28 protein-coding genes and 2 tRNA genes are annotated in these 26832 nt (G+C 59.1%); 9 read left to right on the forward strand and 21 right to left on the reverse strand.

All coding sequences use genetic code 11. The annotated features are described in order from the left end of the window. Positions 1–372 precede the first annotated feature (372 nt). The 3 genes from CRD13_RS03130 (at position 373) to CRD13_RS03140 (ending at position 1817) form a co-directional block, all read left to right on the forward strand. A tRNA-Gly gene (locus tag CRD13_RS03130) sits at positions 373–447 on the forward strand. Positions 448–556: 109 nt separating this feature from the next. Then, the gene (locus CRD13_RS03135) at positions 557–790 is read left to right on the forward strand and encodes a hypothetical protein (protein ID WP_040361601.1); all 234 of its coding nucleotides are present in this window, start codon (positions 557–559) and stop codon (positions 788–790) included. Between the two features lie 145 nt (positions 791–935). Continuing rightward, the gene (locus CRD13_RS03140; RefSeq protein WP_070603377.1) at positions 936–1817 is read left to right on the forward strand and encodes a hypothetical protein; all 882 of its coding nucleotides are present in this window, start codon (positions 936–938) and stop codon (positions 1815–1817) included. Positions 1818–1842: 25 nt separating this feature from the next. On the opposite strand, the gene CRD13_RS03145 is transcribed toward CRD13_RS03140, so the two are convergent. Both CRD13_RS03145 and CRD13_RS03150 read right to left on the reverse strand, forming a co-directional pair. Then, complete coding sequence (locus CRD13_RS03145; protein WP_187401240.1) at positions 1843–2451, reverse strand: DJ-1/PfpI family protein; 609 nt, start codon at positions 2449–2451, stop codon at positions 1843–1845. Positions 2452–2558: 107 nt separating this feature from the next. Next, positions 2559–3032, reverse strand: coding sequence for a ribose-5-phosphate isomerase (locus tag CRD13_RS03150; RefSeq protein WP_005511109.1), 474 nt, complete (start codon positions 3030–3032; stop codon positions 2559–2561). Between the two features lie 228 nt (positions 3033–3260). On the opposite strand from CRD13_RS03150, the gene CRD13_RS03155 reads away from it, so the two are divergent. After that, positions 3261–4466, forward strand: a complete 1206-nt coding sequence (locus CRD13_RS03155; RefSeq protein ID WP_147722507.1) for a TIGR04053 family radical SAM/SPASM domain-containing protein — start codon at positions 3261–3263, stop codon at positions 4464–4466. A gap of 27 nt (positions 4467–4493) precedes the next feature. Here CRD13_RS03155 and CRD13_RS03160 read toward each other — a convergent pair whose 3' ends face one another. Both CRD13_RS03160 and CRD13_RS03165 read right to left on the reverse strand, forming a co-directional pair. Then, on the reverse strand, positions 4494–5138 hold the full coding sequence (locus CRD13_RS03160; protein ID WP_070566874.1) for a DsbA family protein: 645 nt from the start codon (positions 5136–5138) through the stop codon (positions 4494–4496). Between the two features lie 152 nt (positions 5139–5290). Then, on the reverse strand, positions 5291–5821 hold the full coding sequence (locus CRD13_RS03165; RefSeq protein WP_255467761.1) for an SMI1/KNR4 family protein: 531 nt from the start codon (positions 5819–5821) through the stop codon (positions 5291–5293). A gap of 194 nt (positions 5822–6015) precedes the next feature. On the opposite strand from CRD13_RS03165, the gene pepN reads away from it, so the two are divergent. Together pepN and CRD13_RS03175 are read left to right on the forward strand one after the other, a co-directional pair. Then, complete coding sequence (gene pepN / locus CRD13_RS03170; protein WP_147765829.1) at positions 6016–8718, forward strand: aminopeptidase N; 2703 nt, start codon at positions 6016–6018, stop codon at positions 8716–8718. 67 nt (positions 8719–8785) lie between these two features. Further along, the gene (locus CRD13_RS03175; protein WP_016422288.1) at positions 8786–9184 is read left to right on the forward strand and encodes a globin; all 399 of its coding nucleotides are present in this window, start codon (positions 8786–8788) and stop codon (positions 9182–9184) included. Between the two features lie 36 nt (positions 9185–9220). On the opposite strand, the gene CRD13_RS03180 is transcribed toward CRD13_RS03175, so the two are convergent. The 5 genes from CRD13_RS03180 to CRD13_RS03200 form a co-directional block, all read right to left on the reverse strand. Beyond that, the gene (locus tag CRD13_RS03180) at positions 9221–10024 is read right to left on the reverse strand and encodes a hypothetical protein (protein ID WP_048734886.1); all 804 of its coding nucleotides are present in this window, start codon (positions 10022–10024) and stop codon (positions 9221–9223) included. Between the two features lie 6 nt (positions 10025–10030). Continuing rightward, positions 10031–10474, reverse strand: coding sequence for a thioesterase family protein (locus CRD13_RS03185; protein WP_048734885.1), 444 nt, complete (start codon positions 10472–10474; stop codon positions 10031–10033). Between the two features lie 136 nt (positions 10475–10610). Then, on the reverse strand, positions 10611–12281 hold the full coding sequence (gene ettA / locus CRD13_RS03190) for an energy-dependent translational throttle protein EttA (protein ID WP_016422285.1): 1671 nt from the start codon (positions 12279–12281) through the stop codon (positions 10611–10613). Positions 12282–12566: 285 nt separating this feature from the next. Next, positions 12567–13127 carry a single-stranded DNA-binding protein gene (locus CRD13_RS03195; RefSeq protein WP_049170979.1) on the reverse strand — a complete coding sequence of 187 codons (561 nt, stop codon included), beginning with the start codon at positions 13125–13127 and terminating at the stop codon, positions 12567–12569. A gap of 232 nt (positions 13128–13359) precedes the next feature. After that, complete coding sequence (locus tag CRD13_RS03200) at positions 13360–15507, reverse strand: cytochrome c oxidase assembly protein (RefSeq protein ID WP_049170976.1); 2148 nt, start codon at positions 15505–15507, stop codon at positions 13360–13362. A gap of 86 nt (positions 15508–15593) precedes the next feature. On the opposite strand from CRD13_RS03200, the gene CRD13_RS03205 reads away from it, so the two are divergent. The 3 genes from CRD13_RS03205 (at position 15594) to CRD13_RS03215 (ending at position 16643) form a co-directional block, all read left to right on the forward strand. Beyond that, positions 15594–15666: transfer RNA gene (locus CRD13_RS03205), tRNA-Arg, on the forward strand. A gap of 279 nt (positions 15667–15945) precedes the next feature. Continuing rightward, the gene (locus tag CRD13_RS03210) at positions 15946–16245 is read left to right on the forward strand and encodes a hypothetical protein (protein ID WP_187401242.1); all 300 of its coding nucleotides are present in this window, start codon (positions 15946–15948) and stop codon (positions 16243–16245) included. A gap of 50 nt (positions 16246–16295) precedes the next feature. Continuing rightward, the gene (locus CRD13_RS03215; protein ID WP_187401243.1) at positions 16296–16643 is read left to right on the forward strand and encodes a DNA-binding transcriptional regulator; all 348 of its coding nucleotides are present in this window, start codon (positions 16296–16298) and stop codon (positions 16641–16643) included. Positions 16644–16729: 86 nt separating this feature from the next. Here CRD13_RS03215 and CRD13_RS03220 read toward each other — a convergent pair whose 3' ends face one another. The 12 genes from CRD13_RS03220 to CRD13_RS03275 form a co-directional block, all read right to left on the reverse strand. Continuing rightward, positions 16730–17083 (reverse strand): hypothetical protein, encoded by a 354-nt coding sequence (locus CRD13_RS03220; RefSeq protein WP_187401244.1) that lies wholly within the window; start codon positions 17081–17083, stop codon positions 16730–16732. Positions 17084–17089: 6 nt separating this feature from the next. Then, complete coding sequence (locus CRD13_RS03225) at positions 17090–17491, reverse strand: hypothetical protein (protein WP_187401245.1); 402 nt, start codon at positions 17489–17491, stop codon at positions 17090–17092. After that, entirely contained in the window at positions 17475–17852 is a 378-nt protein-coding gene (locus tag CRD13_RS03230; protein WP_187401246.1) for a hypothetical protein, read from the reverse strand. The genes CRD13_RS03225 and CRD13_RS03230 overlap by 17 nt, the downstream gene beginning before the upstream one ends. Positions 17853–17937: 85 nt before the next feature. Next, positions 17938–18864, reverse strand: coding sequence for a hypothetical protein (locus CRD13_RS03235; protein WP_187401247.1), 927 nt, complete (start codon positions 18862–18864; stop codon positions 17938–17940). Positions 18865–18912: 48 nt separating this feature from the next. Further along, positions 18913–19449 carry an NUMOD4 motif-containing HNH endonuclease gene (locus CRD13_RS03240; RefSeq protein ID WP_187401248.1) on the reverse strand — a complete coding sequence of 179 codons (537 nt, stop codon included), beginning with the start codon at positions 19447–19449 and terminating at the stop codon, positions 18913–18915. A gap of 131 nt (positions 19450–19580) precedes the next feature. After that, entirely contained in the window at positions 19581–20849 is a 1269-nt protein-coding gene (locus tag CRD13_RS03245) for a peptidoglycan DD-metalloendopeptidase family protein (RefSeq protein WP_187401249.1), read from the reverse strand. A 52-nt stretch (positions 20850–20901) separates the two neighbouring features. Further along, entirely contained in the window at positions 20902–21267 is a 366-nt protein-coding gene (locus tag CRD13_RS03250; RefSeq protein ID WP_187401250.1) for a hypothetical protein, read from the reverse strand. 3 nt (positions 21268–21270) lie between these two features. Next, positions 21271–22779 (reverse strand): hypothetical protein, encoded by a 1509-nt coding sequence (locus CRD13_RS03255; protein ID WP_187401251.1) that lies wholly within the window; start codon positions 22777–22779, stop codon positions 21271–21273. Continuing rightward, positions 22776–23585, reverse strand: coding sequence for a hypothetical protein (locus CRD13_RS03260; RefSeq protein ID WP_187401252.1), 810 nt, complete (start codon positions 23583–23585; stop codon positions 22776–22778). Before CRD13_RS03260 ends, CRD13_RS03255 begins: the two co-directional genes overlap by 4 nt. Continuing rightward, a complete protein-coding gene (locus tag CRD13_RS03265) occupies positions 23582–23929 on the reverse strand; it encodes a DUF2744 domain-containing protein (protein ID WP_070545883.1) in 348 nt (115 codons plus the stop codon). The genes CRD13_RS03260 and CRD13_RS03265 overlap by 4 nt, the downstream gene beginning before the upstream one ends. Further along, entirely contained in the window at positions 23929–25602 is a 1674-nt protein-coding gene (locus CRD13_RS03270; RefSeq protein ID WP_187401253.1) for a phage tail protein, read from the reverse strand. The genes CRD13_RS03265 and CRD13_RS03270 overlap by 1 nt, the downstream gene beginning before the upstream one ends. A 6-nt stretch (positions 25603–25608) precedes the next feature. Next, on the reverse strand, positions 25609–26826 hold the full coding sequence (locus tag CRD13_RS03275) for a hypothetical protein (RefSeq protein ID WP_187401254.1): 1218 nt from the start codon (positions 26824–26826) through the stop codon (positions 25609–25611). Positions 26827–26832: the final 6 nt, after the last annotated feature.

Genomic DNA, 26832 nt, shown 5'->3' on the forward strand with positions numbered 1-26832 from the left:
GCCAACTACTACTGGTTTCATGAAATCCATGCATATCACAGGGCGTTTGCATCACCTCGGCACTGCTTTTGGCGGCCTCGTTTACTGCAAACACTCCATTCGTCGGCCGACCCTCCAAAGAAGCCGCCTAAAACGACTGCCCCTTTGTTGAGTCGTGTGACAGTGTAATCAACGGCTATACGCCTGTTTCATATACCCCATATTGCTTTAGTTTCATTTTCTGTTTTTCCCGGCCACAGCCACTTTTCTTTAAATCCTTCGAGAAAAACCTGGCATCGATTTTTGTATGTGCGCTTTAACGAGTTAATATGCCTTGTACCAAGACACGGTCTGGTTGAGGCGAGTGCGCATCTAAACCGGATTTCTGTCTATGGGGATGTCGTATAGTGGCTAATACCTCAGCCTTCCAAGCTGAAGACGCGGGTTCGATTCCCGTCATCCCCTCCACGTAACCGGGAGCGTTGCTCCCGGTTTTTGTTTTTCCGAGCCGATGTCCGGGGCCAGAAATTCTTCTGCCCTCTGTTCAGGATCCAGTGCCGCGGGTACTCTGGGCACCATGAAGCCCACCATTATCGATGCCGATACTGGACACGAACTATGGACCGCGGTCGAATGCGCTGCTTTTTCCGGCACCGCACGTGGCACTTTCACCAGCTACGCTGGCCGCAAGAAGGCTCCTGAGCCCGTCGCGAAGCTTCATGGGTTGACCCTGTGGGATTCCGAAGAAGTTCGCGCATGGCACGCTAATCGAAAGAGCCGCACCAAGCGCACCGACTCCGCCGAGTCATAGATACCTACCCATACCCAATCTTTTCCTGGTTCCCGAGCTGCCTCTGTCGCACAGAGATGTTAGCTCGGGAACTTTTTGCGCTCTACGTGCGTTATTTCAAGTAATTACTAGCAATACTCGCAATTTCCTTTTGGAGGCCTAGCCCATGGGGGCTTTAATCCTGATCGCTATCACCGTCGGCGGTGCGATTATCATCGCGTCGATGGCTCAAAACCGCTCTAACAGGGCTTTTGATGCCCGCCAGAACAATCAATTGGAAGACGCCGTCGCAGACGCCCGCCGTTGGATTGAGCGGCTGGGCTCACAGGTGCTGAATCTCGCTGGCACCGATTCGGCTTCCACGCAGGCTCTTGCCGACGCATCCGAGCGTTACAACGCCGCTTCCTCGCAGATTTCTACTGCTCGGACCCCGGCACAGGCCCGAATGGCGCGCGAATCGGCGCTGGAGGGCCTGCACTACATCAATGCTGCTCGCGAAATTATGGGCCTGCCGGCGGGGCCGACACTGCCACCGCTGGAGGGGCAGAAGGCCGCTGGTTCTGTGACCGAAACTCGCACCATTGAGCACGAAGGCCACTCGGTTACCGCCTCGCCATACGCCACCCCGGAAACTCCGAACTACTACCCCGGCGGCCGTGTCGCTGGCCGTCCGGTTCCAGCCGGTTGGTACTCCGAGCCCTGGTGGAAGTCCGCGCTCCGCACCGGTGTCTGGACCGCTGGCTCGATGCTGCTGTTCTCTACTCTCTTCCACGGTATGGCCGGTGTTGCCTACGGCGCTGATGAGTTCGCCAGCGGCATGGGCACCGGTGCTGACGACTTCGGCGGCACCGAGGACTTTGGTTCCGATGACTTTGGTTCCGATGACTTCGGTGGCGATGACCTTGACGGCGGCGACTTCGGTGGCGGCGCTGCCGATGCTGGTGACGCAGGCGACGGCGGTGGCTTCTTCGACGGCCTCTTCGGCGGCGACGGTGGCAACGACGGTGGCGGATTCTTCGACGGCGGATTCGACGGTTTCGATATTTAGAAGAAGCCCGGCGCCGCTATTTCGCTCAATTCGCAAAAGGGTCGACAGTGGCGTCTGCCTGGGGCCGATACTCAATTTTTCTGGCGGCCAATCGACCAGCTTCCTCGCCAAGGATGCTGCTAATTAAAGCAACAGCCATATCCATACCTGCTGCGACTCCTGATGAGCTCCAGCGATCTCCGTCTTCAACCCATCGAGCCGCTTTCACCCACGTCACTTCGTTTCCGAACGAGGTAGCCCAATCAAAAGCCAACTTATTACTAGTTGCCCGCTTTCCTTCAAGAAGCCCAGCCGCAGCAAGCAGTGCGGAACCTGTGCAAACCGATGCCACTAACCGCGCCCGGGATCCGAGGTTGTTGAGCCAGTCCAAAAACTCTGCATCGTCAACTAGTGTTCTACTCCCGGCTCCACCAGGAACTAGAAGAATATCGACCGTTTCGAGGTCAGTGGCACAACGTGTGGCGATAACCTGCGCCCCCTGAGCGCTGGTTATCGGACCAGCAATGTTGGCGACATATTCGACCTCAATCTCTGGGACATGGCCAAAAAGGCCAACCGGTCCAAATACGTCCAAGAGCTCGAACCCGGGGAATAGCACAACAGTTACTCGGCGATGCGCTTCTTGATTTGTCATACGACAATTCCTACTCCGTCTACACATGAAAAAAGGTCTGGTCCCAGAGTTTTCTGGAACCAGACCCCTTTTTTATTCCTATCAACAGATAGCGAACAGCAATCCCTTTAAGCTTCTGGCAGCTCCGGGGCAACGCCAGTCTTTTCGTACTCTGCCAGAATGTCGATGCGGCGCTGGTGACGCTCCTCCTCGCTCCACGGCTGGGAGACGAAAGCATCGACGATAGCCAGGGCCTCTTCCTCAGAGTGCATACGACCGCCGAGGCCGATCAGCTGAGCATTGTTGTGCTCGCGGGCGAGCTTTGCGGTCTCCACCGACCAAGCCAGCGCACAACGAGCGCCCTTGACCTTGTTAGCAGCAATCTGCTCGCCGTTGCCGGAACCGCCGAGCACGATGCCCAGGCTGCCCGGATCAGCGACGGTACGGGAAGCCGCCTCAATGCAGAATGCTGGGTAATCATCTGCAGGGTCGTAGGTGTGAGCGCCGCAATCAACGACGTCGTGGCCAGCCTTCTCCAGGTGGGCCTTAATCAGGTTCTTCATCTCAAAACCGGCGTGGTCTGCACCAAGGTAAATACGCATGGCAGCAAGTTTAGCGGTTCCCACGGATTCCACGGCGCCTGCACCCGTTTTAGGTATTGCTTGACGACGTCTCCTGCGCAGCCGAATAGGGTGAAAAGTGACTGTATTTGCGTTTCAGCACGCCTTCGAAACCGGAAATTGGGTGCTTTTACCGTGTCTCCTGCGCCGCAAGCTCACTTCCAAGTCGATCCTGAAGCCCATGGCTCCCATGGGAATCATCACGCACCGGTGGTGCGAACGGTTCGGCATGACATCAACAAGAAACCATTTATTGTCATTTGGGAGGTCACGCGGGCTTGTGGCTTAGTCTGCAAGCACTGCCGTGCAGATGCGCAGCACGAGCCGCATCCTCACCAGCTTTCGACCACCGAGGGCAAGATGCTGCTGGAGACCTTGGCGTCGTATAGCAAGCCGAAGCCGCTTGTAGTGCTCACCGGCGGTGATCCTTTTGAGCGTGATGACCTGGAAGAATTGGTGCGATTCGGCACGGAGCAGGGCCTGAATATGTCGCTATCTCCATCGGTGACGCCGCGGCTCACGCCAGAGCGGATTCAGTCACTGCGTGAGGCCGGTGGCAAGGCGATGTCCATGTCGCTCGATGGCGCGACTGCCCAGACCCATGACAAGTTCCGTGGATTTTCGGGCACTTTTGAAAAGACGCTCGAAATGGCTCCGCACATCAACGAGGCCGGTTACCGGCTGCAGATTAACTCGACCCTGACCAAGGGAAATATTCATGAGGCGCCAGCGCTGCTGAAGACCGTCATGGAGATGCAGGCCAAGATGTGGTACGTCTTTTTCCTCGTTCCCACTGGTCGCGGTGCGGATTTGGGCGCTTTGTCGCCGGAGGAACGCGAGGACGTTCTGCACTGGCTATCGGATGTGTCCAACCGAATTGCCATTAAAACGACGGAGGCGCCGCAGTATCGGCGCGTCGTCATGCAGCAGGAGGAAGCGAAGGAAAAGGGGCTGCCACCCTATGAAGGTGGCGAGCTCTACCGCTACTTGACCGAGGAAACGACAAAGCTGCTCGGCGCTGTGCCGGAGAAGCCACGTCGGCCGCGCTCTCCGATGGCCGTCAATTCCGGGTCAGGATTTGCCTTCATTGACCACATCGGCGATGTTTACCCCAATGGTTTCCTGCCACTGCACTGCGGAAACGTCAAAGCTACGCCGTTCCAGGAGATTTACTCGAACTCGCCGGCGTTCAAGGCCCTTCGCGATCCGGACAATTGGCATGGAAAGTGCAGCGTCTGTGAATACCACAGCGTATGCGGTGGGTCCCGGTCGACCGCGTACGCGTTGACCGGGGATTACACCGCATCCGACCCGACCTGCATCTACATCCCGCCACGGTGGGCTGCCATGAGCGAAGAAGAACGGCAGGCCTCTACCGGGAAGAATGCTGGAGCCGGAGCGGGTCAGCTCTCCTAACTGCGCGCCCCAGCTGCTACTGCTTTCTTAGTCGAAGCGCGGGTCCTCAGTCCGGGAGCGCTTAATTTCGAAGAAGTACGGGTAGCTGGCGACGGCAACCGCGCCATCAAAAATCTTGCCCGCTTCTTCGCCGCGTGGGATACGGGTAAGCACTGGACCGAAGAAGGCAACGTCGTTGAGCTTGACCACCGGAGTGCCGACGTCGTTGCCGACCTCCTTCATGGCCTCTGCGTGGTTTTCACGCATGAGCTCATCGAACTCAGTGGTCAAGGCCTGGGCCAGCCGCTCTTCCGGCAGTCCAACCTCTGCGAGGGCTTCCTTAATCAGCTCGTCGAATGCGTGCTCCGGCTCGTCGACATGCGCGTGGCGATCGATGCGGTTTTCGTTGTGGACCTTCGTGCCCAGCGCGGTGTAGAGCTTGTCGACGGCCTCCTGGCCATCCTGGGAGAACACGGCGTTGAACAGGCGTGCCGGGGTCCAGTTGCACTGCATCATGAACTTGTAATCTTCCGGCAGTTCATCGCGGCCTTCATTGAGCACCGACAGGCTCATCGGCTTCCACTCGATCTCGATGTCGCGGACCTTTTCGACTTCCTTAATCCAGCGCGACGTCACCCAGCAAAACGGGCAGGAAACGTCGAAGTAAAAAGTGACCTTGTCTCGATTGCTCATGTGAAAGTCCTCCTAAAGCATTGATTGACTTATCAACGACTATAGGGCGGAATTTTTCGGTTCGCATTCATGAATTCGGATGGGTCCGAAGTTCTACCGGCCCCGGCGTTAACTGGCTTCCCCCCCCATCGGACGCCGTCCAGATTGCTTACCTAGCCGTTCCAGGGCAAGCCCGTAGCCTCCAGGGAATCAGCAGCAGCCTCCAGGTAGGCAGGCCAGTCGGCGTAGTCCAGGAACTCCGAGCCCACCTCGTGGTCCATGGAGACCATCTTCCCCGAGCGCATGTCCAGACAGTAGTTGTTTCCGCCGAAGTCCATGACCAGTGGAATCCATGCCTCGTGATACCACTTGCCATCCGAGTCGGCGCTGTCCATGCTTTCGGCTTCAAAATCATCGAACTCGCCGTCCGCCTGCAGCTGAGTCCACAGCTTGTAGTCGTTCAGAATCGACTTCGGCGGTGCAATCCAGCCACCGTCCCACGGCTCACCCTCCACAGACGCGTGCCGCAGCCACGAAGCTCGCACGTAGTCTGGCAGCTTTACTCCGAGGTCAGCCTCAAGCTGATCCAGTTCCGCTTCTGTCGCCGGGGCCTCCAGGGCGTCATCGCCAAGCTTTGCTTCAATGCGATCCCACGCCGCGTTGACCCGTTCAACCTTGCTTGCATCATCATTGAGTTCGTACATGAAACGAAGTGTATTCACGTTCGGCTTTGCTCGCATGCCAAAGAAGCCAAAATCTCGTCCCTTCGACCGCCAATCGATCGCCAATGCGACCGCCCCCCCCCCAATCGACGCGGAATGAGCGAGGAAGCCGAGGTCGCCCCGCTCACCCCGCTACCGCCCGATTCCCAATCCGGGGTCGTGGTTACACTTGTCGCATGACTTCCACGAACCTAACCAGGACCGAGGCCGCCGACCGTGCGGCCATGCTCAAGGTGTCCCACTACGACATCTCTCTTGACCTCACGACCGCACCAGTCGGCGGGCCGCACAGCGCACCAACATTCGCTTCCAAGACCACAATTTCTCTGACGGCGAAGCGCGCTGGTTCCACCTTTATTGACCTGCGTGATGCGGTTGTTAAGAGTGTGACCATCGACGGCGTCGATGCCACGGAGGCCGCTCGTTATGCCAGCGAGACCGGCATTAACGTGGACCTGACCGAAGGTGACCACACCGTCGTTATCGACGCGGACTGCCGTTACACCAACAACGGCCAGGGCATTCACCGGTTCCAGGATCCTGCCGACGGCGAAACATACCTGTACTCGCAGTTTGAAACTGCCGATGCCAAGCGCGTGTTCGCCTGCTTTGACCAGCCGGATTTGAAGGCGACGTACTCAATCCACGTCGTGGCACCGAAGGGTTGGAAGGTTGTTTCCAACTCGGTGGCCAAGACCGGCGCCACCACCGATGTCCACGGCAATGAGGCCGATACCTTCGACTTCTCGGTGGATGTTCCGCTGTCGACGTATCTCGTCGCAGTCTGTGCGGGCCCGTGGCACGAGGTCACTGACTCGTGGACCGGCACTGTCGCACCGCACCCGGAAACCCCTGCCGAGCACCAGCCGGACGGCGAGCTGACCATTCCGCTAGGAATCTACTGCCGCCAGTCCATCGCCGAGTACCTCGATGCCGACACTCTGTTCAAGGAGACCAAGGAAGGCTTCGACTTCTACGCCAAGCACTTCGGCGAGCCCTACCCGTTCGGCAAGTACGACCAGATCTTCTGCCCGGAATACAACATGGGTGCGATGGAAAACGCCGGCTGCGTGACCATCCGCGACGAGTACGTCTTTCGTTCCAAGCCCACCCATTACCTCTACGAGCGCCGCAACGACACCATCCTGCACGAGATGGCTCACATGTGGTTCGGCGATTTGGTCACCATGCAGTGGTGGGATGATCTCTGGCTCAACGAGTCCTTCGCTACCTGGTCGGCTGCCGCCGCACAGGTTGAGGTTTCCGATTACAGCCACGCCTGGACCACCTTCGCCAACGTAGAGAAGGCCTGGGCCTACAAGCAGGATCAGCTGCCGTCGACGCACCCGATTGCCGCCGATGCCAGCGACATTGACACCGTCGAGCAGAACTTCGACGGCATCACCTACGCCAAGGGCGCGTCCACCCTCAAGCAGCTGGCCGCCTACGTTGGTCAGGACGCCTTCCTCGCCGGTGCTCGTCTTCACTTTTCCCGCCACCGCTTTGGCAACGCCACCTTCGCGGATCTGTTGGAGGCGCTCTCCGAGGCCTCCGGTCGCGATCTGTCTGGCTGGGCCGATCAGTGGCTGACCACCACCGGCATCACCACCCTGGCGCCAGAGTTCCATCAAGAGGACGGCAAGTACACCTCCTTCGCAGTCACGCAGGAAGGCGCCGAGCCGGGTGCCGGTGAACTCCGTGATCACCGAATCGCAGTGGGCATCTACAACCTGCGCGGCACCGGCGCGGACGCTGTACTTGAGCGCACCAAGCGCGTGGAAATCGACGTCCGCGGTGCCCGCACCGATGTCCCAGATCTGGTCGACACACCAGTTGGCGACGTCGTGCTGGTTAACGACGACGACCTCACCTACAGCATGATTCGCCTGGACGAAGGCTCGCTTGCCACCGTCATCGACAACATCGGCGCTTTCACCGATTCGATGGCGCGCACACTGTGCTGGTCCGCCACCTGGCAGATGGTTCGCGCAGGCCAGATGCGCGCTCGCGACTTCGTCAACCTGGTGCTTCGCGGCATCCCGGGCGAGGATAAGCTCTCCGTCTTGGAGCGCGTCATCGCTCAGGCGGTCAGCGCCGTCAACGTCTACGCCGATCCTCAGTGGGCCGAGTCCACCGGCCGCGATCTGCTGGCTCAGGGTCTGTTGGACTACGCGAAGAAGGAAACCGACGCCGACCGCGCCCTGGTTTTCGTTAACGCTCTGGCTACCGTGGGCTCGTCGAATAGCGACGTCGCCGACGCACTGCGCGCCATCTACGCCGGCGACGCCGACAAGGCTGGCTTCCCCGCTGTCACTGTCGACACCGACATGCAGTGGCGCGCCTTGAAGGCTCTGGTTTCCGCTGGTCTCGAAGGCGAGGAGGCCATCGCAGAGCTTGAAAAGACCGACAATTCAGCACTCGGCGCACAGGCCGCCATCGCCTGCCGCGCCTCCGTGCCGACGCTCGCCAACAAGTCCCGCGTCTGGGCTGAGGCGACTGTCTCCGGCGACGACGCCCCATCGAACCTTGTCATTCGCCACCTGCTGGCCGGCTTCAACGCGCCGGGCTCGGGTGCAGTGCTCGCGCAGGCGCTTGACGACGACTCCCGTGCCACCATCAGCGCGGAGCAGTCGGCAACCTCGCTGTCGGAGCACTTCTTCGCTGTTGCCAACAGCTGGTGGAAGCAGTTCTCCTCCGAGACGGCCCAGACTCTCCTCGAGGGCTTCTACCCCACTTGGGAGATCAGCGAGTCGGCAATCGCGGCCGCTCAGCGCCTGCTCGACAGCGAGGAGACTGCGTCGCCGGTCAAGCGCATCATTTCTGAGCAGCAGTTCCTGGTGAAGCTCGCTCTCCGCGCCCGCGAGTTCGACGCGAAGTAACAAGTGATTTCGGCCGGCACTTTGGCCGTTATCGTTTTCGTGGCATCAAGTCGATAGACTTGGTGCCATGACAACTTCTCAGACGCTCTTTGACTCCGTCGGCGGCGAGGATGTCTTCAATCGCATCGTCCATGGTTTTTACACGCGCATGCGTTCCGATGACCTCATCGGCCCGATGTACCCCAGCGATGACTGGGAGGGCGCCGAGGATCGACTACGTATGTTTCTCGTCCAGTACTGGGGCGGGCCGCACACCTACAGCGAACAGCGTGGTCATCCGCGCCTGCGCATGCGCCACATGCCGTTTTCCATCGGCGAGGCCGAACGCGACCGCTGGCTGGAAATCATGAGCGCCTCACTCGCAGACATTTCCGATGACGAGCTCCCCCGCCCCCAGCGCGAAGCCATGTGGAACCACATGGTGCAGGTCGCTGACATGCTCATCAACCGCTTCGACGCGCAGTAGGAATTAGGCCCCTGCCCCGCTAGTTCAGCAGCCCCGCTAGTTCAGCAGCGGCAGCACGCCAAAGGACTCGAGCGTAAAGATCGAGCCAAACCGTCCATCCAGCCGGTGCCACCGTCCCTTCGTGGACACGCGCACCGGCTCTTTTTCATCCGGTTGCTCTGGAATGAAGCCCATCGCACACAGCGCAAACACATCCCGCATGGTCACGTCGACAACGCTTTTCGACGTCTCCTGCGACTGCCCCTCCCCTGAGTCAACGGCGGCTTCACCGGCCTCTCCGCTGACAGTGAGAACCTTCTGATCCAGCAGAGATGGCGGCATACCCATGGGGCCGGAAGATTCCACAGCGACCGCGCGCCCCTGCTTCTCGAGAGTCCGGAAAGCAGTGGCCGGAACATAGTCGACAACCTGCCATCCTTCCGGAACTGGCAAGAATCCCGGCCAGGAGGACGCCGACTGCGCATGCACCCGATACGGCAGCGCGGTGAGCGAAGCTTCTTTGTCCTCCGCATTGTCGGATGATTTTGCCTGCGCAAAGGCACGCACTGCGATGTCTTTAATCTCCGCGGCAGTGACGATGATGTCGTCGGGAAGCGCGTGTAGCGCAATTGTGCGCATGGCGAGCGGGCCGATCGGGGTCTTCACCCATACCTGTGACATTGCTGGCGCAGCGGTGGGCTCGGGCGATGAACTGATACCGGCGGCGGCGGTCTTTCGTGCGCGGATGCGAAGCAACGTGTTCTCGTCGAGGGCGTAGGCCTTATGGGCTAGGACGCCCAGGTTCTTCAGGGCATCGGGAGTGCCGAAGGTCAGCTCGGCAGCGGGATGAGAAGTGGTCACGGCGAATTACTTGTCCTGGTCTTCCTTGTTGTCTTCGATTGCGGGAGCTGCAAAACGCTCCAGTTCACGGCGGGCAGACGGGGAGAGCTCGACTGCCTTCGCAGTCTTGAGATCAAACATCACCATCACGGTTTCGAGCACAGCCACGATGTGACCATGCTGGTCGGAGATAGTCTGGCGGAGTGTGAAAGAGGTGCGACCGAAGTTGATGATCTCGGTCTCAACCACAACTTCCTGGGTGTCCGGCAAGATAGCGCGGACGTAGTCAATCTCCAGGCGACGCACCACTGCCGCAGGCATACCTGCCCCGCCGCCGAGGCCGCGCATCACAAAGTCGAGACGAGCCTGCTGGGCGTATTCCAGGAATGCGGTGTTGTTAGCGTGACCATACTGATCAAAATCAGACCAGCGGATAGCGACGTTGGTACGAAATGGTGCTGATTCAGTCATACCCAGAACTATAGGCGTTTTCTGGAGCTACGAACCTGCAAATAACGCGAAAGCCCGGGACCTGTGCACTGGTGCGAGCCAGTCCACACGGTTCCGGGCGTTGCCGTTGGCAAAGATCAGATTCGCGGGAAACTGATTAGCGGGTCAGGCGACGGTGAGTGACACGCGACGGGCGTGCAGCCTCCTCGCCGTAACGCTCAATCTTGTTCTTCTCGTAGCCCTCGAAGTTGCCTTCGAACCAGAACCACTTGCCCTCTTCGAAGTTGCCTTCCCATGCGAGGATGTGGGTACAGGTGCGGTCCAGGAACCAACGGTCGTGGGAAATGACCACGGCACAGCCCGGGAAGTTCTGCAGTGCGTTTTCCAGCGAAGACAGGGTTTCGACGTCAAGGTCGTTAGTCGGCTCATCCAGGAGGATAAGGTTTCCTCCCTGCTTGAGGGTCAGCGCGAGGTTCAGACGGTTGCGCTCACCACCGGAGAGAACCTTCGACGGCTTCTGCTGATCCGCGCCCTTGAAACCGAAAGCAGATAGGTATGCACGAGACGGCATCTCGTTCTGGCCGACCACGATGTAGTCGAGACCATCAGAGACAACCTCCCAAACGGTCTTTTCCGGATCGATGTTTTCACGGCCCTGGTCAACGTAGCTGAGCTGAACAGTCTGACCGACCTTGACCTCACCGGAATCCGGCTGCTCCAGCCCCACGATGGTCTTAAACAGGGTGGACTTACCAACACCGTTCGGGCCAATCACACCGACGATGCCGTTACGCGGCAGGGTGAACGACAGATCCTTGATCAGGACGCGGCCATCAAAGCCCTTCTCCAGGTCCTTGACCTCAACAACCTGGTTACCCAGGCGCGGCGGGGTCGGAATCTGAATTTCTTCGAAGTCGAGCTTCTTGTACTGCTCGGCTTCCTCCACCATCTGCTCGTAGCGCTCCAGACGGGCCTTGTTCTTGGCCTGGCGAGCCTTCTGCCCCGAGCGGACCCACGCCAGCTCATCCTTCAGGCGCTTCTGCAGCTTGGCGTCCTTCTTACCTGCAACCTCAAGGCGCTCAGCCTTCTTCTCCAGGTAAGTCGAGTAATTGCCCTCGTACGGGTAGAGCTTGCCGCGGTCGACCTCACAAATCCAGCCAGCGACGTGATCCAGGAAGTAACGGTCGTGAGTCACGGCCAGGACAGCGCCCGGGTACTTAGCCAGGTGCTGCTCGAGCCACAGCACAGACTCGGCGTCCAGGTGGTTAGTCGGCTCGTCGAGAAGCAGCAGGTCCGGCTCGGAGAGCAGCAGCTTTGCCAGTGCTACACGACGACGCTCACCACCGGAGAGGTGAGTAACCGGCTCGTCCGCCGGCGGGCAGCGAAGCGCATCCATTGCCTGCTCAATCTTGGAATCCAGCTCCCAAGCATCAGCGGCGTCGAGCTCCTCCTGGAGCTTGCCCATTTCTTCCATGAGCTCGTCGGTGTAATTGGTGGCCATCTCCTCGGCGATGGCTTCAAAACGAGCCTTCTTCTCGAAGATGTCGCCGAGGCCCTCCTCGACGTTGCCGCGAACGGTCTTCTCCTCATTCAGCGGAGGCTCCTGCAGCAGGATGCCGACAGTGGCGCCCGGCTCCAGGAAAGCTTCACCGTTACTCGGCTGATCAAGGCCAGCCATAATCTTCAGAATCGACGACTTACCTGCGCCGTTCGGACCGACCACGCCGATCTTTGCGCCCGGGTAAAACGCCATGGTGACGTTGTCGAGAATAACCTTATCGCCGTGCGCCTTGCGCACGTTTTTCATCTGGTAGATGAACTCACCCATGGTGGAATTTCGTCCCCTCGTAGAAAGGAAATAAGCAATCCCTGTAGAGGTTACGCATAGGAACCAAAAGGCACAATCTACATGGGCGTACCCGCAATCCTTTCCCACCAAAATCTCTGCCAGGCTCCTAGCAAAACTAGCTGCGAGATAACGCTGCCGAATCGTATGCGATCCCTCCCCTTTCTCAGCAGCGTCACCTCACGTGCAGTAATTACCCCTCCCCTCTTTCCGCTCTTTCAGCGGCTCCCCCTCATTCCGCTCTACAACGATGTACTGGCTCCTGGGTTAGAACGGCGCACTGACTCCTGCATCAGCCATTTCTCGCTGCTCCGAACTAGCTGCACCTGTGTTCCCCGCCTCACCAGCGCCGCCCGTACTAGCAGTGAAGGTGCGCACGGCCCCGGCCTGAGACGCAACTGTCTCAGTAACCGAAGCTTCCGAATCCCCAGTCGATGACTCACCAAGACCAGTCGGCGACTCATGCGGCTTCTCAGTCATAGTCTTCACCGTTGCCAGGTGACGGCGCAGATTCGGACCTACCGCCTTAGCAATGATCTTCTGGCGCTGATGCTTCGTACCATCATCGCCCTCCCAGCGATCCGTACGAACGTGACCGTGGACAATGACGGCTTGGCCCTTCCACACCGTGTTATTCACGTTCTCGGCGAGCTTGCCCCAACATTCAACATCAAAATATGACGTCTCCGACTGCTCCCAACCATTCTCCCCCTTCCATGACTTGCTGGATGCCACAGAAAACTTGCAGACCTTTGCCCCAGAATTGGTATTTCGATTTTCCACATGATGGACCACATTGCCCACCACGGTAATAACTGCCTCAGACATCGGGCTCCTCCCCCAAAGAAAGCGTTTACCTACTGCGGCCGAATAATTCGAAGGTGTCTCATTCGTGCCGTGCCAATTACTTTTCCGGCTTCGAGAAACAAATGAAAGAGGTACATAAAAAGCCTGTGGATAAGTTTGTCGAAAAGACAACTATCCACAGGCTACGTATGAAGTTGAGGGGCGAAGTCGCGGCAATCCTCGTCGTCAAGCATGCAAAATCAGCTTAACGACGCTACCTTCCGCGCCTCTTCGAGGCATCAATTGGATTATCCATGTGCACCGGATGCTGCGCGTCAACCTCCGAGGTGTAGTAATCGCGCTCATCCTCGCCGCCAACACCGACCTGCTGGCTCATGCGAGCGAGCATTTCGTTGTAAGCGGCCAACTCCTCATCATTGTTGCGGTCCGCGACGCGGTCGTAGCGGGCTGCATCCTTTTCATCGGAACGCCGCCACTGTACAAACAGCGCAACGGTGACGATGTAGAGCGGAACCTCACCGGCAGCCCACGCGACGGCACCACCAACGTTCTGATCTTCCAGGAGATTCACTGCCCAAGGGAGATCCAGGCTGGCGTAGTAGGTCTCGGCAAGCACCTGCTGCGACTGCATCAGCGAAATACCGAACCAAGCGTGGAACGGCAACGACCCCATCAGCGTGACCAGCTTGACCGACGGCTCAATCTGCTGTGGTGCAGCATCGACACCGATAATGACCCAGTAGAAGATGTAACCGGAGATCAAGAAGTGGATGTTCATGAACACGTGGCCCGCGTGCTCATCAGCCAGGAAGTCGTAAATCGGTGTCATGTAGAGCAGGTAAAAGCCCGCGACGAACTGCACCGTTGCCACAACCGGGTGCGTGAGGAAACGCGACACCGGGTTGTTGATGAAGACCACCAGCCACTCACGAATACCAGGCAGACCATCGCGGCCGGCCGGCTTCAGCGCACGCAGCGCGAGCGTAACTGGGCCGCCCAGGACCAGCATGACCGGAATGCCCATGGAGTAAAGCATGTGGGCGATCATGTGAACCGAGAACAGAGCCGGCATGTACACGCCCAGCGCGCTGCACGAAGTAAACAGCAGCGTGGCGCAGCCGGCGAGCCACCACAGGGTGTTGGACAGCGGCCAGGTACCGCCGCGCTTCTTCAGCAAGTAGAGCCAGTACAAGTAAATCCACGCGGCAATGATGGCGGCAGAGCCGAAGAAGATGTCAAAGCGCCACTGCGTGAACATGGCCTCCCAACCGAATGGGATCTCCAGGTTGTAACCTAGCTTGACCTGCATCTGCGTAATCGACGGCAGGCCCTCACCGCCGGCCTGCTCAGAGAAATTCGGTGGCGGCGGAGTACGGCCCAGAGCTACGGCAACGCCGATTGTCAGCGCCATGATGATGACCTCGACAATGGCCAGACGCCAGAATGGACGATTCGACTGAGCGCGCTCAATCTCCGGAATGGTGATCTTGCGGTGCACATAGCCGCATAGGCCCAGCAAGATAGTGAGAACGGCCTTGACCAGCACCATGATGCCGTAGTTGTTGCTGACCAGGTCAGACCAGTCAATGTTGATGGCTGCGTTAATGAAGCCGGAGGCAGACATGGCGATGAAAGCCACCAACGCCACGAAAGAATAGCGCTTCACTACCTCTGGCATCCATTCACCGCGACGACGCGCGTGGCCAACCAGCGCCATCAAACCGCCGACCCAAAACACAGTGAAGGTCAAGTGCCAGATGTAGGAGTTAGTGCCGTAGTCATGGGCACCACCGGAGGCATTGTGGCTTACAACCGCCAGCGGCATCATCGACACCAAGCTGATGGCGAAGAACACCGGCTGCCAAATCCACTTACGAGTCAGCGATGAACCAAGCGCCACAATGCCCGCAAAAATAGCTACCCACAGCCACGCCAAGCCCTCCTTGGTCTGCTCCAACGACACAGCCCAGTTACTCAGCTGAATCGTCGTCGACAGCGGCTGGCCCGACACATCGGAGAGCACCAGCGGAATCTCCATCAGCGCCATGAGGCCCCAGCCGAGCATGGCCCACATACCCGTGCGGGATGCCGTGTAGCCGTCGAGGCCCAAAGTGCCGTCGGCACGCTGCTTCGTACCGAAAGCGGCGAGCATAAACGAACCGACACCGAGGCAGGCGAGCAGCTCACCGGCCGCCTTCGCGAACGGGAACCCGAAGGTGGTGATTGTGCCGGGATCGGGAATACCCAACGTGGCGCGCGAATCCATGTTGAACGCCATCGAGAGCAAACCAGCTAGAACGCCGCCGATAAGTACAAAAACAACGTACCAACCAGCAGATTTACGGACTTTCTTATCCTTGCTAACAGGCGGAGAGGTCTCGGCCTTGGTCGTGGCAGTCATAGCCCTAAGCTTAGCGACCAAAGTCCCTAGAACAGAACCGGTTGTGATTGGCTACATTAGAGACGCTACAATGCTTTTCTTAGCTAGCCTCCATAGCTCAGTGGACAGAGCAGTCGGCTTCTACCCGATTGGTCGAGGGTTCGAATCCTTCTGGGGGCGCTTTTCCTACCCCCGTCTTGAACTGGTGTTTTTCGAGTTCAGGCGGGGGTTTATCCTATCTAACTACCCCCGCTAATACAGCCGGATACAGCCCCAAACAGTGCCGTATGTCGTGGAAATGTCGTGCGGTTTTTGTGCCTTCGGCAGCCTCACCCCTGTTTTCGGGCAACTGTTTCTACGAGTTTACAAATGCCGCAAATTACGGCATAATGAGGTTAGACGGCAAGGGAGCAAAGAAGATTCCCAACAGGCCGCGAAACTCGGAAAGGAAGTCCGAAAATGACCACCAACATCTACACCCTCGACTGGAACGAACCGACCCGCACCTTCGGCACTGACTTCAACGGCCAGGTCGCAGACCTCGACGATGACCGCATCGCCATCATCGACTACATCACCAACGCTCACAGCTCCAACCTGGTAATCGGCAGCTACGCCACCCGCAAGTGGTACAGCAGCGCCGACACGCAGGACTGGCCAGCCCTCGACCGGGAGTTTGGCCGCGACCAGTGGCAGGCCTTCCTCCGCGACCACGAGCAGGAATCCCGCGACCTACTCGCAGAAGACGAAGAGGACTAAAACACCCCGCCCCGCCACAGCGCGGGGCACACCCATATCCAAGGAGAATCATGACCCCAACCGAGCTACGCATCCAACGCAAAGCGCTAGGACTCACGACAGCCGACATCGCGCAGCTGTTCCAGGTGAACCACCGAACTGCCCAGCGCTGGGAGTCCACGCACACCCCGCCCGATGATGTCGCCGAATGGGTTACAGACCGCATTGGGCTGTACGCCGACCGGGTGGCAGATGTACTCGGCATAGCCGAGCAGCTGGGAGTTGCTACCCTCACCCACCATACGGATGAGGCGGAGTGCATGGCGACCACAGGCCTGTCGCTATCAGAGCATGAAGCGCTGCTCGGGCACTGCTGTATCGCCCTGACTGCTGCCGATCTTGATTTTCAGATTCTGTAGCTTCCTGTTTTTGGTCATGAAAAAGGTGCCCCCACCGGCCAACTGTTCGGGATTTCCGAACAGCTCAAGCCAGCAGGGGCAAACCTCTAGTCAATGCTTTTAATCGCTTCCTCAATTTCCTCTATCGTCTGCTGCACATCAGGCGGTGGGGGTTTTGCTCCCGCGCCTATCCAGATAGCGATTTCGTGTAGTGCGTCTAGGCTGCGTTTCAACGCCCGGTTCAAATCCCAGGCGTGGTTTTCCCAACGGATACGAAGCCCGCGTTCGGCGTCGAACTCTGTTCGCAAATCTCGCATGCTTTTTTCTAGGTCGGTGACGCGCTGCAGCAAATCGTCTGTGAATGCTCCTTGCCGGTCGCCTTTTTTACCAGCCCATGCTCCGTAGGCGGTGACGGCTGTACCGGCCAGGGCGAGTAGCCCAACGATGATTGCTGGATCCATGTGGGGCTACTCCTTTTCATGTCGGCTCCGGGTGTTGCGTCCCATGACGGGGCTGGTTGCCATCGCTGCGAGGGCAAGGAACATGTAGTTTTTCCCGGACACCCACATTCTGCTGCCTTCGTGTACGCCTTCGTAGATGTAGGCGGTTGCCCAGGCGAGTAGGAGCCAGGTTGTGATGATAAGCCCGGTGATGCGCGCCCAACGGCCTATCGTCCGGTGCCTGCATACGGCTCCGAGCGTCAGCACGGTGGCGGTCGCAACCCAGACGAGGAAAATATGCTGCCCCGGGACTAGGCGTGCTACTGGGTCAAGCTGTGATGGGGTTGTGCCCCAGTAGGCTGCTGCTGCGAGCCATGCCCAGGCCGCCCAGAATGCGGAGAGGACGCGGGGGTTAGTGATGATTTTCATTGGCGCGGTGTTCACCTACGTACTCGCCTGTGGTTGGGGTGTTGGCGGCTGCGTAGCCTGCGCCGAGGGCTGGGGCGACGATGGCGAGCAGGGATTCCCATTGGAGGTCGGTGCCGTAGCCCCAGGCGGTCATGGCGGTGGTGAGTGCTGCGAGTAGCAGGTACACGGCAGTACGCGGGTTGCTGGTGGAGTGCAGCACGGCGAAAACAAGCGTCACCACCGCAGTGAGCACACCGACAACAGCCGCGGCCTTCACCTCATCGAGGACACCCCACGCGATAAGTGCGGGGGCGATAGCCGCGACACAGGAATAGAAAGTACCGCGAGACGAAGCCGGAATGAGGTTTTTAATGGTTTCCATGATGTGTTTTCTCCTTATCTGAGAATGTAAAAATGCCCACGTGACGGTCACGCGGGCAAAAGAAAAGCACCCCGGGTGGGGTGCCTTAGTCGGTTTCTGGTGGCAGCTCGTTCGTGTAGTAGAACGTGGACAGGCTCATGCGGTTAGCGCCGGTTTCCTGCACCACAGCCAGGACATCATCAAGTGCGACGACGAATGTCAGAGTCCCACCCCTGTCCTGCAAACGAATTTGGTTCAGCTCTAGCTTCGTGAGGAACTTCGCGCCTTGAAACAACTCCACAGAGCACAGCGCCCTACCGTCGTCGGGGAACATTGACACCGCCGGGAAATGCGGGAGCTGCAGCCCGTCCAGAGCACGGATTAGCGCTTCCGCGCTGACAGTAGTGGAGAGGTCGATATTTACGCGCCCCGCGTGCTGCACCGTCGATACCGCCGTGCCGGTGTCGAATACAGGGGAAAAGTCGTCTCCTGGCCCTTCGAGCCAGGTCAGTGCTACTGGTGTGAAGTGTGCCCGTAGCTCTGCGAGCTGGGTTTTGAGTTCTGTGGGGTCGAACGGCTCCGGCGAGGGTTTGGCTTCCAGTGCGGTCACCCGCTTTTCCAGCGGGGCGAGGTCAACCTTCGGTGCTCCCTCTAGCGCGTCTAGGCGCTGCTCCACTGGGGCAAGATCAACAGGCGGAACCTGCTCTAGCTTCTCGACGCGCCCCAACAGGGTCGACCATAAAGCGTGCTCAAACTCTTTCGCCTGCTCACCCAACAGAGCAAACAGGTCATGCTCACCAGACTCCGGGATAGTGACCTGCCAGTCTTTCGACCAACACCCCGCGTTCACACGCACACGCATCGCCCCCGGCAACAGGCCATCAACCCGAGCCTTACCGTCACGAATCTTCACCTCCACCGCAGAAGGCACCACATCCGGGTCACCCAACACCAGACGCTCAAGACTAAACCGCAGTGAACCCTCAGGACGGCTGCCGTCCAGATTCACAAGGTCAACAAAAACCGTGGTCATAAATCCCTCCATCAAAAAAGCACCCCAGTGGGGTGCTGCAAAAACTTTCTAGGCTACCTTCCTATGCCGACGTTCCTTGAACTCGCGCTGGCGAATCTTCGCACACGTTCGACACTTCCGGTAGCCCTCCTTGGTATACAGCGTGTTCAACTCATCAAAAGCATGACCACGAATACAGTGCGTTTTGTTCCGCTGGTGATTGCGTCCGTTGCTCGTTCGATCAAGACCGTTTTCAGCGCGAGTCCCCCACGCCAGATTCTCCAACGTGTTGTTATGCGGGTCGTCATTTAAATGACGACACTCATAGCCCTTCGGTCTTGCCCCCACGAACGTCGTCAATACCAGCTCATGGACATAACGCCGTTCCTTATGCCCATCGAACTTAAGGTTGACGTACTCATGGCCGCTTGCCTTATGGCTAGCCGGTCGCATGATACGTTCCGCCTTTGTGATTGTCCCGCTCCTGCCATGAGGTACGGTTCTGCGAAGGGACTTCACGCGGCCTTTGTTCGATACTTCGTAGTGGCCTTCCCAGCCCGGGATTGGCCGGAAAACCTCACCATCAGTACACTTATCCGTGGTCATTACACACGCTCCTAACGTGTCGTAGTGGCAAGGGGCTAGGGACTGTTCGCGCAGTTTCTAGCCCCGCTTACTTTGTCCATTATAGCAGGTCACACAACATAAAGCAGTGCTTAGATAGATGCTTTCTTGGACTATTCGCCCGGCTGAGACTCCGGCTTCACACCAGACGCTTCCAGAAGCCGGTCGACCTTCGCCTCAAGCCGGGCGATACGCTGATTCGCCTCATACGCCTGCTTATCCGCCGTCCGAATAAACGTCGACAACGGAGCCTTGAACGTTGAACCGGCCACCAACGACGGCAACACAGAATCAAGAGTGGTAGGCATAAGCGTCTCCTTCGGAGGAATTGGTTTCGGGGCAGGGTCAACAGGCTTAGCAGGCTCAACGGGTTTAGCCGGGCCAGACAGAATCTTCACGGCCTTATCAATCACCACATCAAACGGGAACCCAGTGCCTGGATCCCAGTGAGTGGATTCCTTAAACGCCTTGGAAATATCGTCGTGGCCACACACACCCCATTTTCCGGCTCGGACTTCCTGCGGGTTGCGGCGGACCAGCGGGATGCCGTACTTCTTCGAGTACGCGGCCAGAATGCGCGCCAGCGCGTCCAACTGTGCGGTGCGGGCGAGCCACTGCTGGCGTGTCCAGGCTGCTTTGCCGGATAGTGAGAAGTGGTAGGCGACACGGTTGCCGGTATACATCGCCGACCAGGGAATGAAAGCGTCATCGTTTTCACGAGCAATACGCCCGGTCTTATCAATCACCATGTGATACGAGCCGCCAGCGCTGGGCTGCTGCTGGTAGCGGGCCATCTTGTCTGCTGTCCAGTTTCCGTCATCCTCGAAGGTGTGGATGCAGAGTAGGTTGCGTTTCTTGGTTGCGCGTCCGTCGTCGTTGTTGGTGAGTAGGTCGATGTCGGCTTTGATTGCGTTCATGCTGCTCCTTTCGGGTTGTGGTGTGCTTGTTGGTTTCAGCCATTCAGCGGTTGCCAGCCAGTTGGTGGGGTTTTCGTGCCTGCCGCCGACGCGCCCCGGCGCTCCCCAAACCTCAAAATGAAGGTGTGGGCCGGTGGATTGGCCTTCGTTGCCGACGCGGGCGATGAGCTGCCCGGCTTTGACTCGGTCGCCTTTGCGGACGAGGATGTCTGCGTGGCGCATGTGCCCGTAGATGAAGTCCTTTCCGCAGGTGGCTTGCGAGTCTTGCCAGACCCAGTTTCCGAATCCGGTGACACTGCCGGGTGCCCGGTCGCGGCCTTCGATGATGGTGCCGTCTGCGACTGCGTAGATAGGTGTGCCTAAGGGCGCTGCGTAGTCTTGGCCGTTGTGGTGGGTGCCCCAGCGTGGGCCGTAGCCGGAGCTGAGGGTGCCTGTCCCTTCGGCTAGTGGGTGGTAGCGTGCCATACTGTGTTTCCTCCCTTGTTTGGGTATGAAAAAAGCCCCCTGTGGGGGGGGGCTAGCCGTATTTGGCTTGGAAAATCTCGAAACTATCTCCCCTACTGATTACATTTTTTGTTTCCCCCTTGAGACGGATTTCATTCCCGGAGCTCCTGGCGTCCATCGATTCCACTTCGTAGTACCGGCCGTTAATCCGCAGCCAAATATCACTCATCTTGGAGATTGGTTCGAACTCGTCTTTAGACAGCGCGTCAAATTCAATTTTTGACTTAGAATTACTCACACTATCTGCGGTGAATGGTCCGGCGATTTTGTTCCAGCCCACGATTTTCTTGGCTTGCCAGATGACGCGACTGGCAACGCGCACAAAAGCGACTAGTGCGCTGCCACGGTAGATGCCTTTCACACGGTTTAGTACTGGCATGGGCTACTCCTGAATGTAGATGGTGTCCGAACGCGACCCGGTGCCCCTGGCGATAGCCCGGTAGGTGGTGGATGTGACCGCGTTGTTCTCCAACGCCGCCACACGCTGAATCACCGCGTCCAGCTGCGACTTCGTCACCGCGTCCTTCGGCCCCACCGCGTCACCAACACGCATCGAGCCCGTTCCAGTACGCAGCGCCATCGTCAACGGAGTCGGATTGTAGTCATACTCATATTTCGGGAGAATCCCGTCAACATACGCCTTTGTGGTCGCGTCATCGTCAGCCTGTGGAGTCGCAGCCTTCACCTGCCCGCCCTCGGTGCGCTGCACCAGCGAACCAGCAGTCACAGACTCCGATACCGGCTGTTTGTCCAGCTTGTCGGCCAGCCCTGGCACGGTTGGCGCGTCCCACGTACCGCCAAGGTCACCCGCAAGCTGCACACCACCAGCGACCTGCGATGTGGCACGCGGAACAGTCGTGAGCGCGGAATCCGCCCGCGTCAAAGACTCACGCACACCCTGCGACAGTGCTTCACGCGGCCACCCACCCTCCGGGGCACCAACCTGCGCCGACTCCGCAGCCTGCAACGCCTCATCACGCGCCTGCTCAGCGCCAGCACGCGCACCACCAGCAGCATCAGCCGAAGCCCGCGCCGACTCCGCCGACGAAGCAGCAGCCGACTCCGATGCTTCCGCACCCTGCGCCGCCGACTCCGCACGCACACGATCAGCCTCAACCCTGCCAGCAACCGTAGCCACCTCAGACTGAGCCACACCCGCGCGCTCAGCGAACCCCTGCGCCGCCGACGCGCTACCAGCCGCGTTCTGCTCCGACTGCGCCGCAGCCTGAGCAAACCCCGCCAACTCCGCCCGCGTCTGGTCAGCCGCCGTAGTCGCGGCCTTACCCGCCGCTGCTTCCGCACGGTCAGCGTCCTCCTTCGCGGAGGTGGCAGAACCGGAAGCACCGTCAGCCGACGAAGCTGCCGCGTCACGCGCCTGCTCAGCACGCACAGCAGCAGACTCCGCACGCTCCGTCAAGTCCGTGAACTCGCCGCGCACCAGCGCCAGAGAACCATCCAGCACGCGCTGCACCGAGGCCTGCGCAGCCACGGCCTCATCCCTGGCACGCTCCGCACCAGACTCAAACCCCGACGCACGCTGAGCCGCCAACTCAGCCTGAGCAGCAGCCGCCTGCGCCGCATTCACCACAGCATTAGACGGGCGATACTCCTCCGAGTTCTCAATCATGTCAGCAAGACTGACAGTGCCATCCGTCGGCAAATCAAAAGTCCACGACTCAAAAACACCCGGAGCCACAAGCTCCACCGTCGTCCTACCCGGGTCAAGAGCACCCGTCCGAAAACGCCCAGCCACCAACGGAACCTCACGACGCTCCCGCGTCACAATCCCCGTCGTCGCATTCGCCCGCCGCGTCGCCGTCGAAAAAATAGTGATAGTTCCATCCGTCGGCTTCCAGCCAATGTCCTTGATGTCACCGATTAAAACGGTCATGGCTCAACCTCCCCGTCCGGGACAATGTCCTCAATGTACGAATCCTCAGCGCCAGTGCCACCGACACCGACCTTGTTAGAAATATGCTGCACCACCAGGCGGTTATTACGCGGCCCACCAAGTAGTCGCCTAGACCCGTGAATCCACGAAACTTCAATCTTCACCGTGTAACCCTGCTCCGGCACAACCACCGACGACGCGATATAGCTGGTCTTACTCCACACGTTCGCTTCCAGACCAACCTGCTCCGAATACAACGTGCCGTCCGGTCGGTAAACCCTCACAAACCACTCGACCGTGCCATTACCAACACCAAGCGCATTATTCCCATACGCCATCTGGCAGCGGATATCCCACAAGCCAGCAGACAAAAACCTGATGCCGTTATCGTGCAGCTCGCAGCCCTTCATCTCCCCAATCGATCGCGTAAACGGCATCACGCCATGATTGGAGCCGAACTGCAGAAACCCGCCCTGGGCGTCCATATACGCGGAACCATAATCAAGCAGCGGAGACAGCAGCTCAATCGTGTTCTTCAACGCCAACTGGCCGTCCTGAAACTCATCCGCCACGTGCTCCCAGCCCGCTGGTTTCCGACCCGCAAAAATCTGCTGCAGGGGCTTAACAATCTTCTCTTGCCCCCACTCATCAATCCGCTGGAACAGATTCTTGTTGACATCACCCCACGCCCGGTCAATCGGCTGACGAAGCTTCCGCAAAACCGCAGCCTCATCCAACGCCTGCAACTCCGCCAAACTCGACACCGAGTAGCCGCCCTCAGGCACACCCTCACCAGGAGCCGTCATGACTGATTCCTCCGATCAAGAGCCGCCTGAACCGCAGCCGCCTCCGCATCCGACAAATTCGATAAATCCACCGACGGGGCAGGAACCTTCTCCTCATCCTCCACCGGCACCCAACGCACACCCGCCGACTGCAACGCCGCCCTCGGGTCCAGAACCTGCTTCACCTGCTGCAACTCCGGATGATGCCGAAACCCGCAGTCCCACAGGAACCGAGACACCACCGGCAAACACATCACCGGCAGAACCATCGGCGTGCCATCAGCCATCACCGGAAACGACGCCAACGCCCACGCGAAATGCTGCTCCGGGTCGGCCATATCAGCCTTACGCTGGTCAATCGCCACTATGACCACACTCCTAGTTTCTTAATCGCCTCAAAGAAGAAGCGGGACTGGTTCAGCAGCCGCTCAATCGGCGCTTGGTCGGTTCGGGGGTCGCCTACGGTCATCGACCACTTCACCGGCTCGCCACGAGAACCAGCCAGCACCAGGCCGCTGATTTGATGCACCTCGTACTGGCCGCGCGGCATGCCCTCCAGCGTGACGCCGACACGGTCACCGAGCCAGCAGTGCCCCTGGCCCTCCGTGCCGATAGTCCACGGCCCGCCCTCGAGGTCAACGGTGACTTTGGAGCGTGACCGGGTCTCCCAGAACGCTTGTCGGAACGCCACCAGACCGGACAGTGAATAACTTGTTTCTGCGCCGTCAGCCCAGCCCTCGTGGTAGTGCGACCAACCGGCCTTAGCCGACCGGAACGGCGACTTGATAGACCCGAACGCCAGGAAAATATCCTCGTACAGAGGTTTCAGCGCCGTGTCCGCAATCGCGCCAATCCCATTCATCAGGAACACCGCGCCAATCAGATTTCCGACCAGCTGAATGTTCGCCGAGATGAACGTATTCACCCCGGGCGCTGACCTACCGCCGGCGTTAATCTGCACCACCGTCGCCGGTTCCCATGTCCACGAACCGGATTTCACCGGGGACACGTCTCCGTCTCGGAACACCACCCACGGCTGCGCCGGTTTCGTCCCCAAGAACTGTGACAGTGAGTACTCTGCGGGCTCCACCGGGTTCACAACGTCCGTGATGACCTCATCAACCAGGTTGTCGCCCAGCCGGGTAACCGTGCGCCACATACCACCGAAGATCGTGCCGCCGGTCGCCGTCTGCTCATACACACCGGACTTGTTCACGATGTCCACGACCAGCTGACCTGTCCGCAGCGGAAACAGGTAACCCTTCGGCTTCGGGTCACCCTCAATCCACCGCCGGGTGACAATCATCAACCCCGCGTCCTGCAGAATCGGCCGCGCCATCTCCATCCACGAATCAAACCGTGACGAAATAATGCACCACTGCGAATCATCCAGCGTCAGCGAGTCGGGCTGCACCAGGATAGGCCACAGGTGCGGGACGATGCCTTCTACCCATGTGCGCGGGTCCAGGGGGTTATCCGGCAGGTGCCAGAAGTTCCCGGACAAGCGCATCAGATTAATGAACAGGGCGAGTTTCAGGGTGTAGCGTGATGGGCCTGCGAGAATGAACGCCTTCGGGAATTGCACCCCCGCCGGGAGGAACGGGTTCGGCCACACGTGAATATGGTCAAGCTCCTTCACATCGTCCAGGAACTTGAGTTCCACATGCCGGGTGCCGTCCTCGTTTTTCACCAGCGTGGCCGACTGCATGCGTCCACCCCAGCGGGCACCGTCCTTATCCACCGTGATGTGAATATTTCGGGTCGGGCGCTTGTACACACCCATAGCCCACAGCGCCAGATAGTGATCGTGCGGGAGTTTCACGAACCCGCCGCCAACATCATTCATCCGCCACTCAAACGAGAAATCAATCTCGCCGGCGACCACGCCCCGGAAATTCCAGTCACCGTCCCACAGGCGAATCAGCGGACGCACCGACCTGCGGGCAACACGAGCAAGACGCTCATGCCGCAGCCGCTCCCATACCTCATCGAGGTGCTTATCCAATTTCTCGATAGGGTCACTCAACGCAATAGCCACACTGCATCACTCCAAACCGTACGGGCGCGACCAGCGGCGCACCTGCCGAACCTGCACCGCAGCGCCCGGCAACGTAAACACCTGCCCCGCCGTGTAACCCACAGACTTCTCGAACAGCTGGCCGATAGTGTTCTTCGTCAGCGCCTTCGACGCTTCCTGAACCCACGCGTACGCGTCGGTGCGCCCGTCACCGTCCCTGTCCTTGTCGCGGAAAAACTGGAACATTTCCTGCAAAGCCTGGTCCACGAACTCCGCCAACTGGTCGATACCGAGCATGCCCGGCTCACCAATATCCAGCGGAGTCATAATCCGGGTGAGGATTTCTGCCGTTTTCGCCAACGCCTCAGTCGGGATAGCAAACGGAATCTGCAGAGCCCGCCACACGTCGTTAGTCCACGGCAGCGGGTTCACAAACACCGGCAACTCCGTCGGCGGTGTCCACGGCGGCACCGGGTAGCAGAAAAACTGGCCGTTCATCTTCGCGCCCCACGCCGGGAGCTGCAGCGACACAATCTGCTCCACCTCCGGGTCGGTATCCACCGCCACGTCGACACCGTACGGCTGGAACGGCAGGGTGATAAGGCGGCGCTGGTGCTCGAAACCCGGATACCCCTCGCGGGTCTCCCACGAAAAGTCCGGCAGAATCATCGAAGCGGGCCCGGTGAGCGTCCACCGAAGCCACATCGGCTGGTCGGTTGGATTCGTCACAGTGACATTTCCATTCCAGCGGATACCGTCGAAACGCCACACATCGGTAACGTCCTCGTCGTACCACATCGGGTCACCGGCCTTCAGATGCATCAACATCCGCGCCGAACCCTTAAACTGGCCGCCCTTACCCAGCTCCACCTCCGGGGTGGCAGACAAACGACACGACAGCACACGCCTACCAGATGAGGAAATGATCTCAATCTGCGCGTCCTCCGTGTACGACCACGCTTTACGCCACAGCGAGTCCGCCCGCTGCCACGGCCGCGTTGGCGAGTCGAGGATAACCACCGGCAGCGTGACCTCACGCGCCTGAAACCGCAGCGCGTTGAACGTCGCACCAACCTGCGCCGCCGACGAAGACCAAATCGTCTCCACCGGCGTATCCAACAGGCCAACGTGCTCATCCATCAGCCAGATGCCCATGTCCCCGGCTTTGTCGCCGGAGATACAGAACTTCATGCCGTTGACGCCAATGACGTTGACCGTGATTTTATGCCGACCATAAACAGACAAGAATTA

Origin of the sequence: Corynebacterium sp. LK26 (assembly GCF_014335085.1) — a bacterium.
GTDB lineage: Bacteria > Actinomycetota > Actinomycetes > Mycobacteriales > Mycobacteriaceae > Corynebacterium > Corynebacterium jeikeium_D.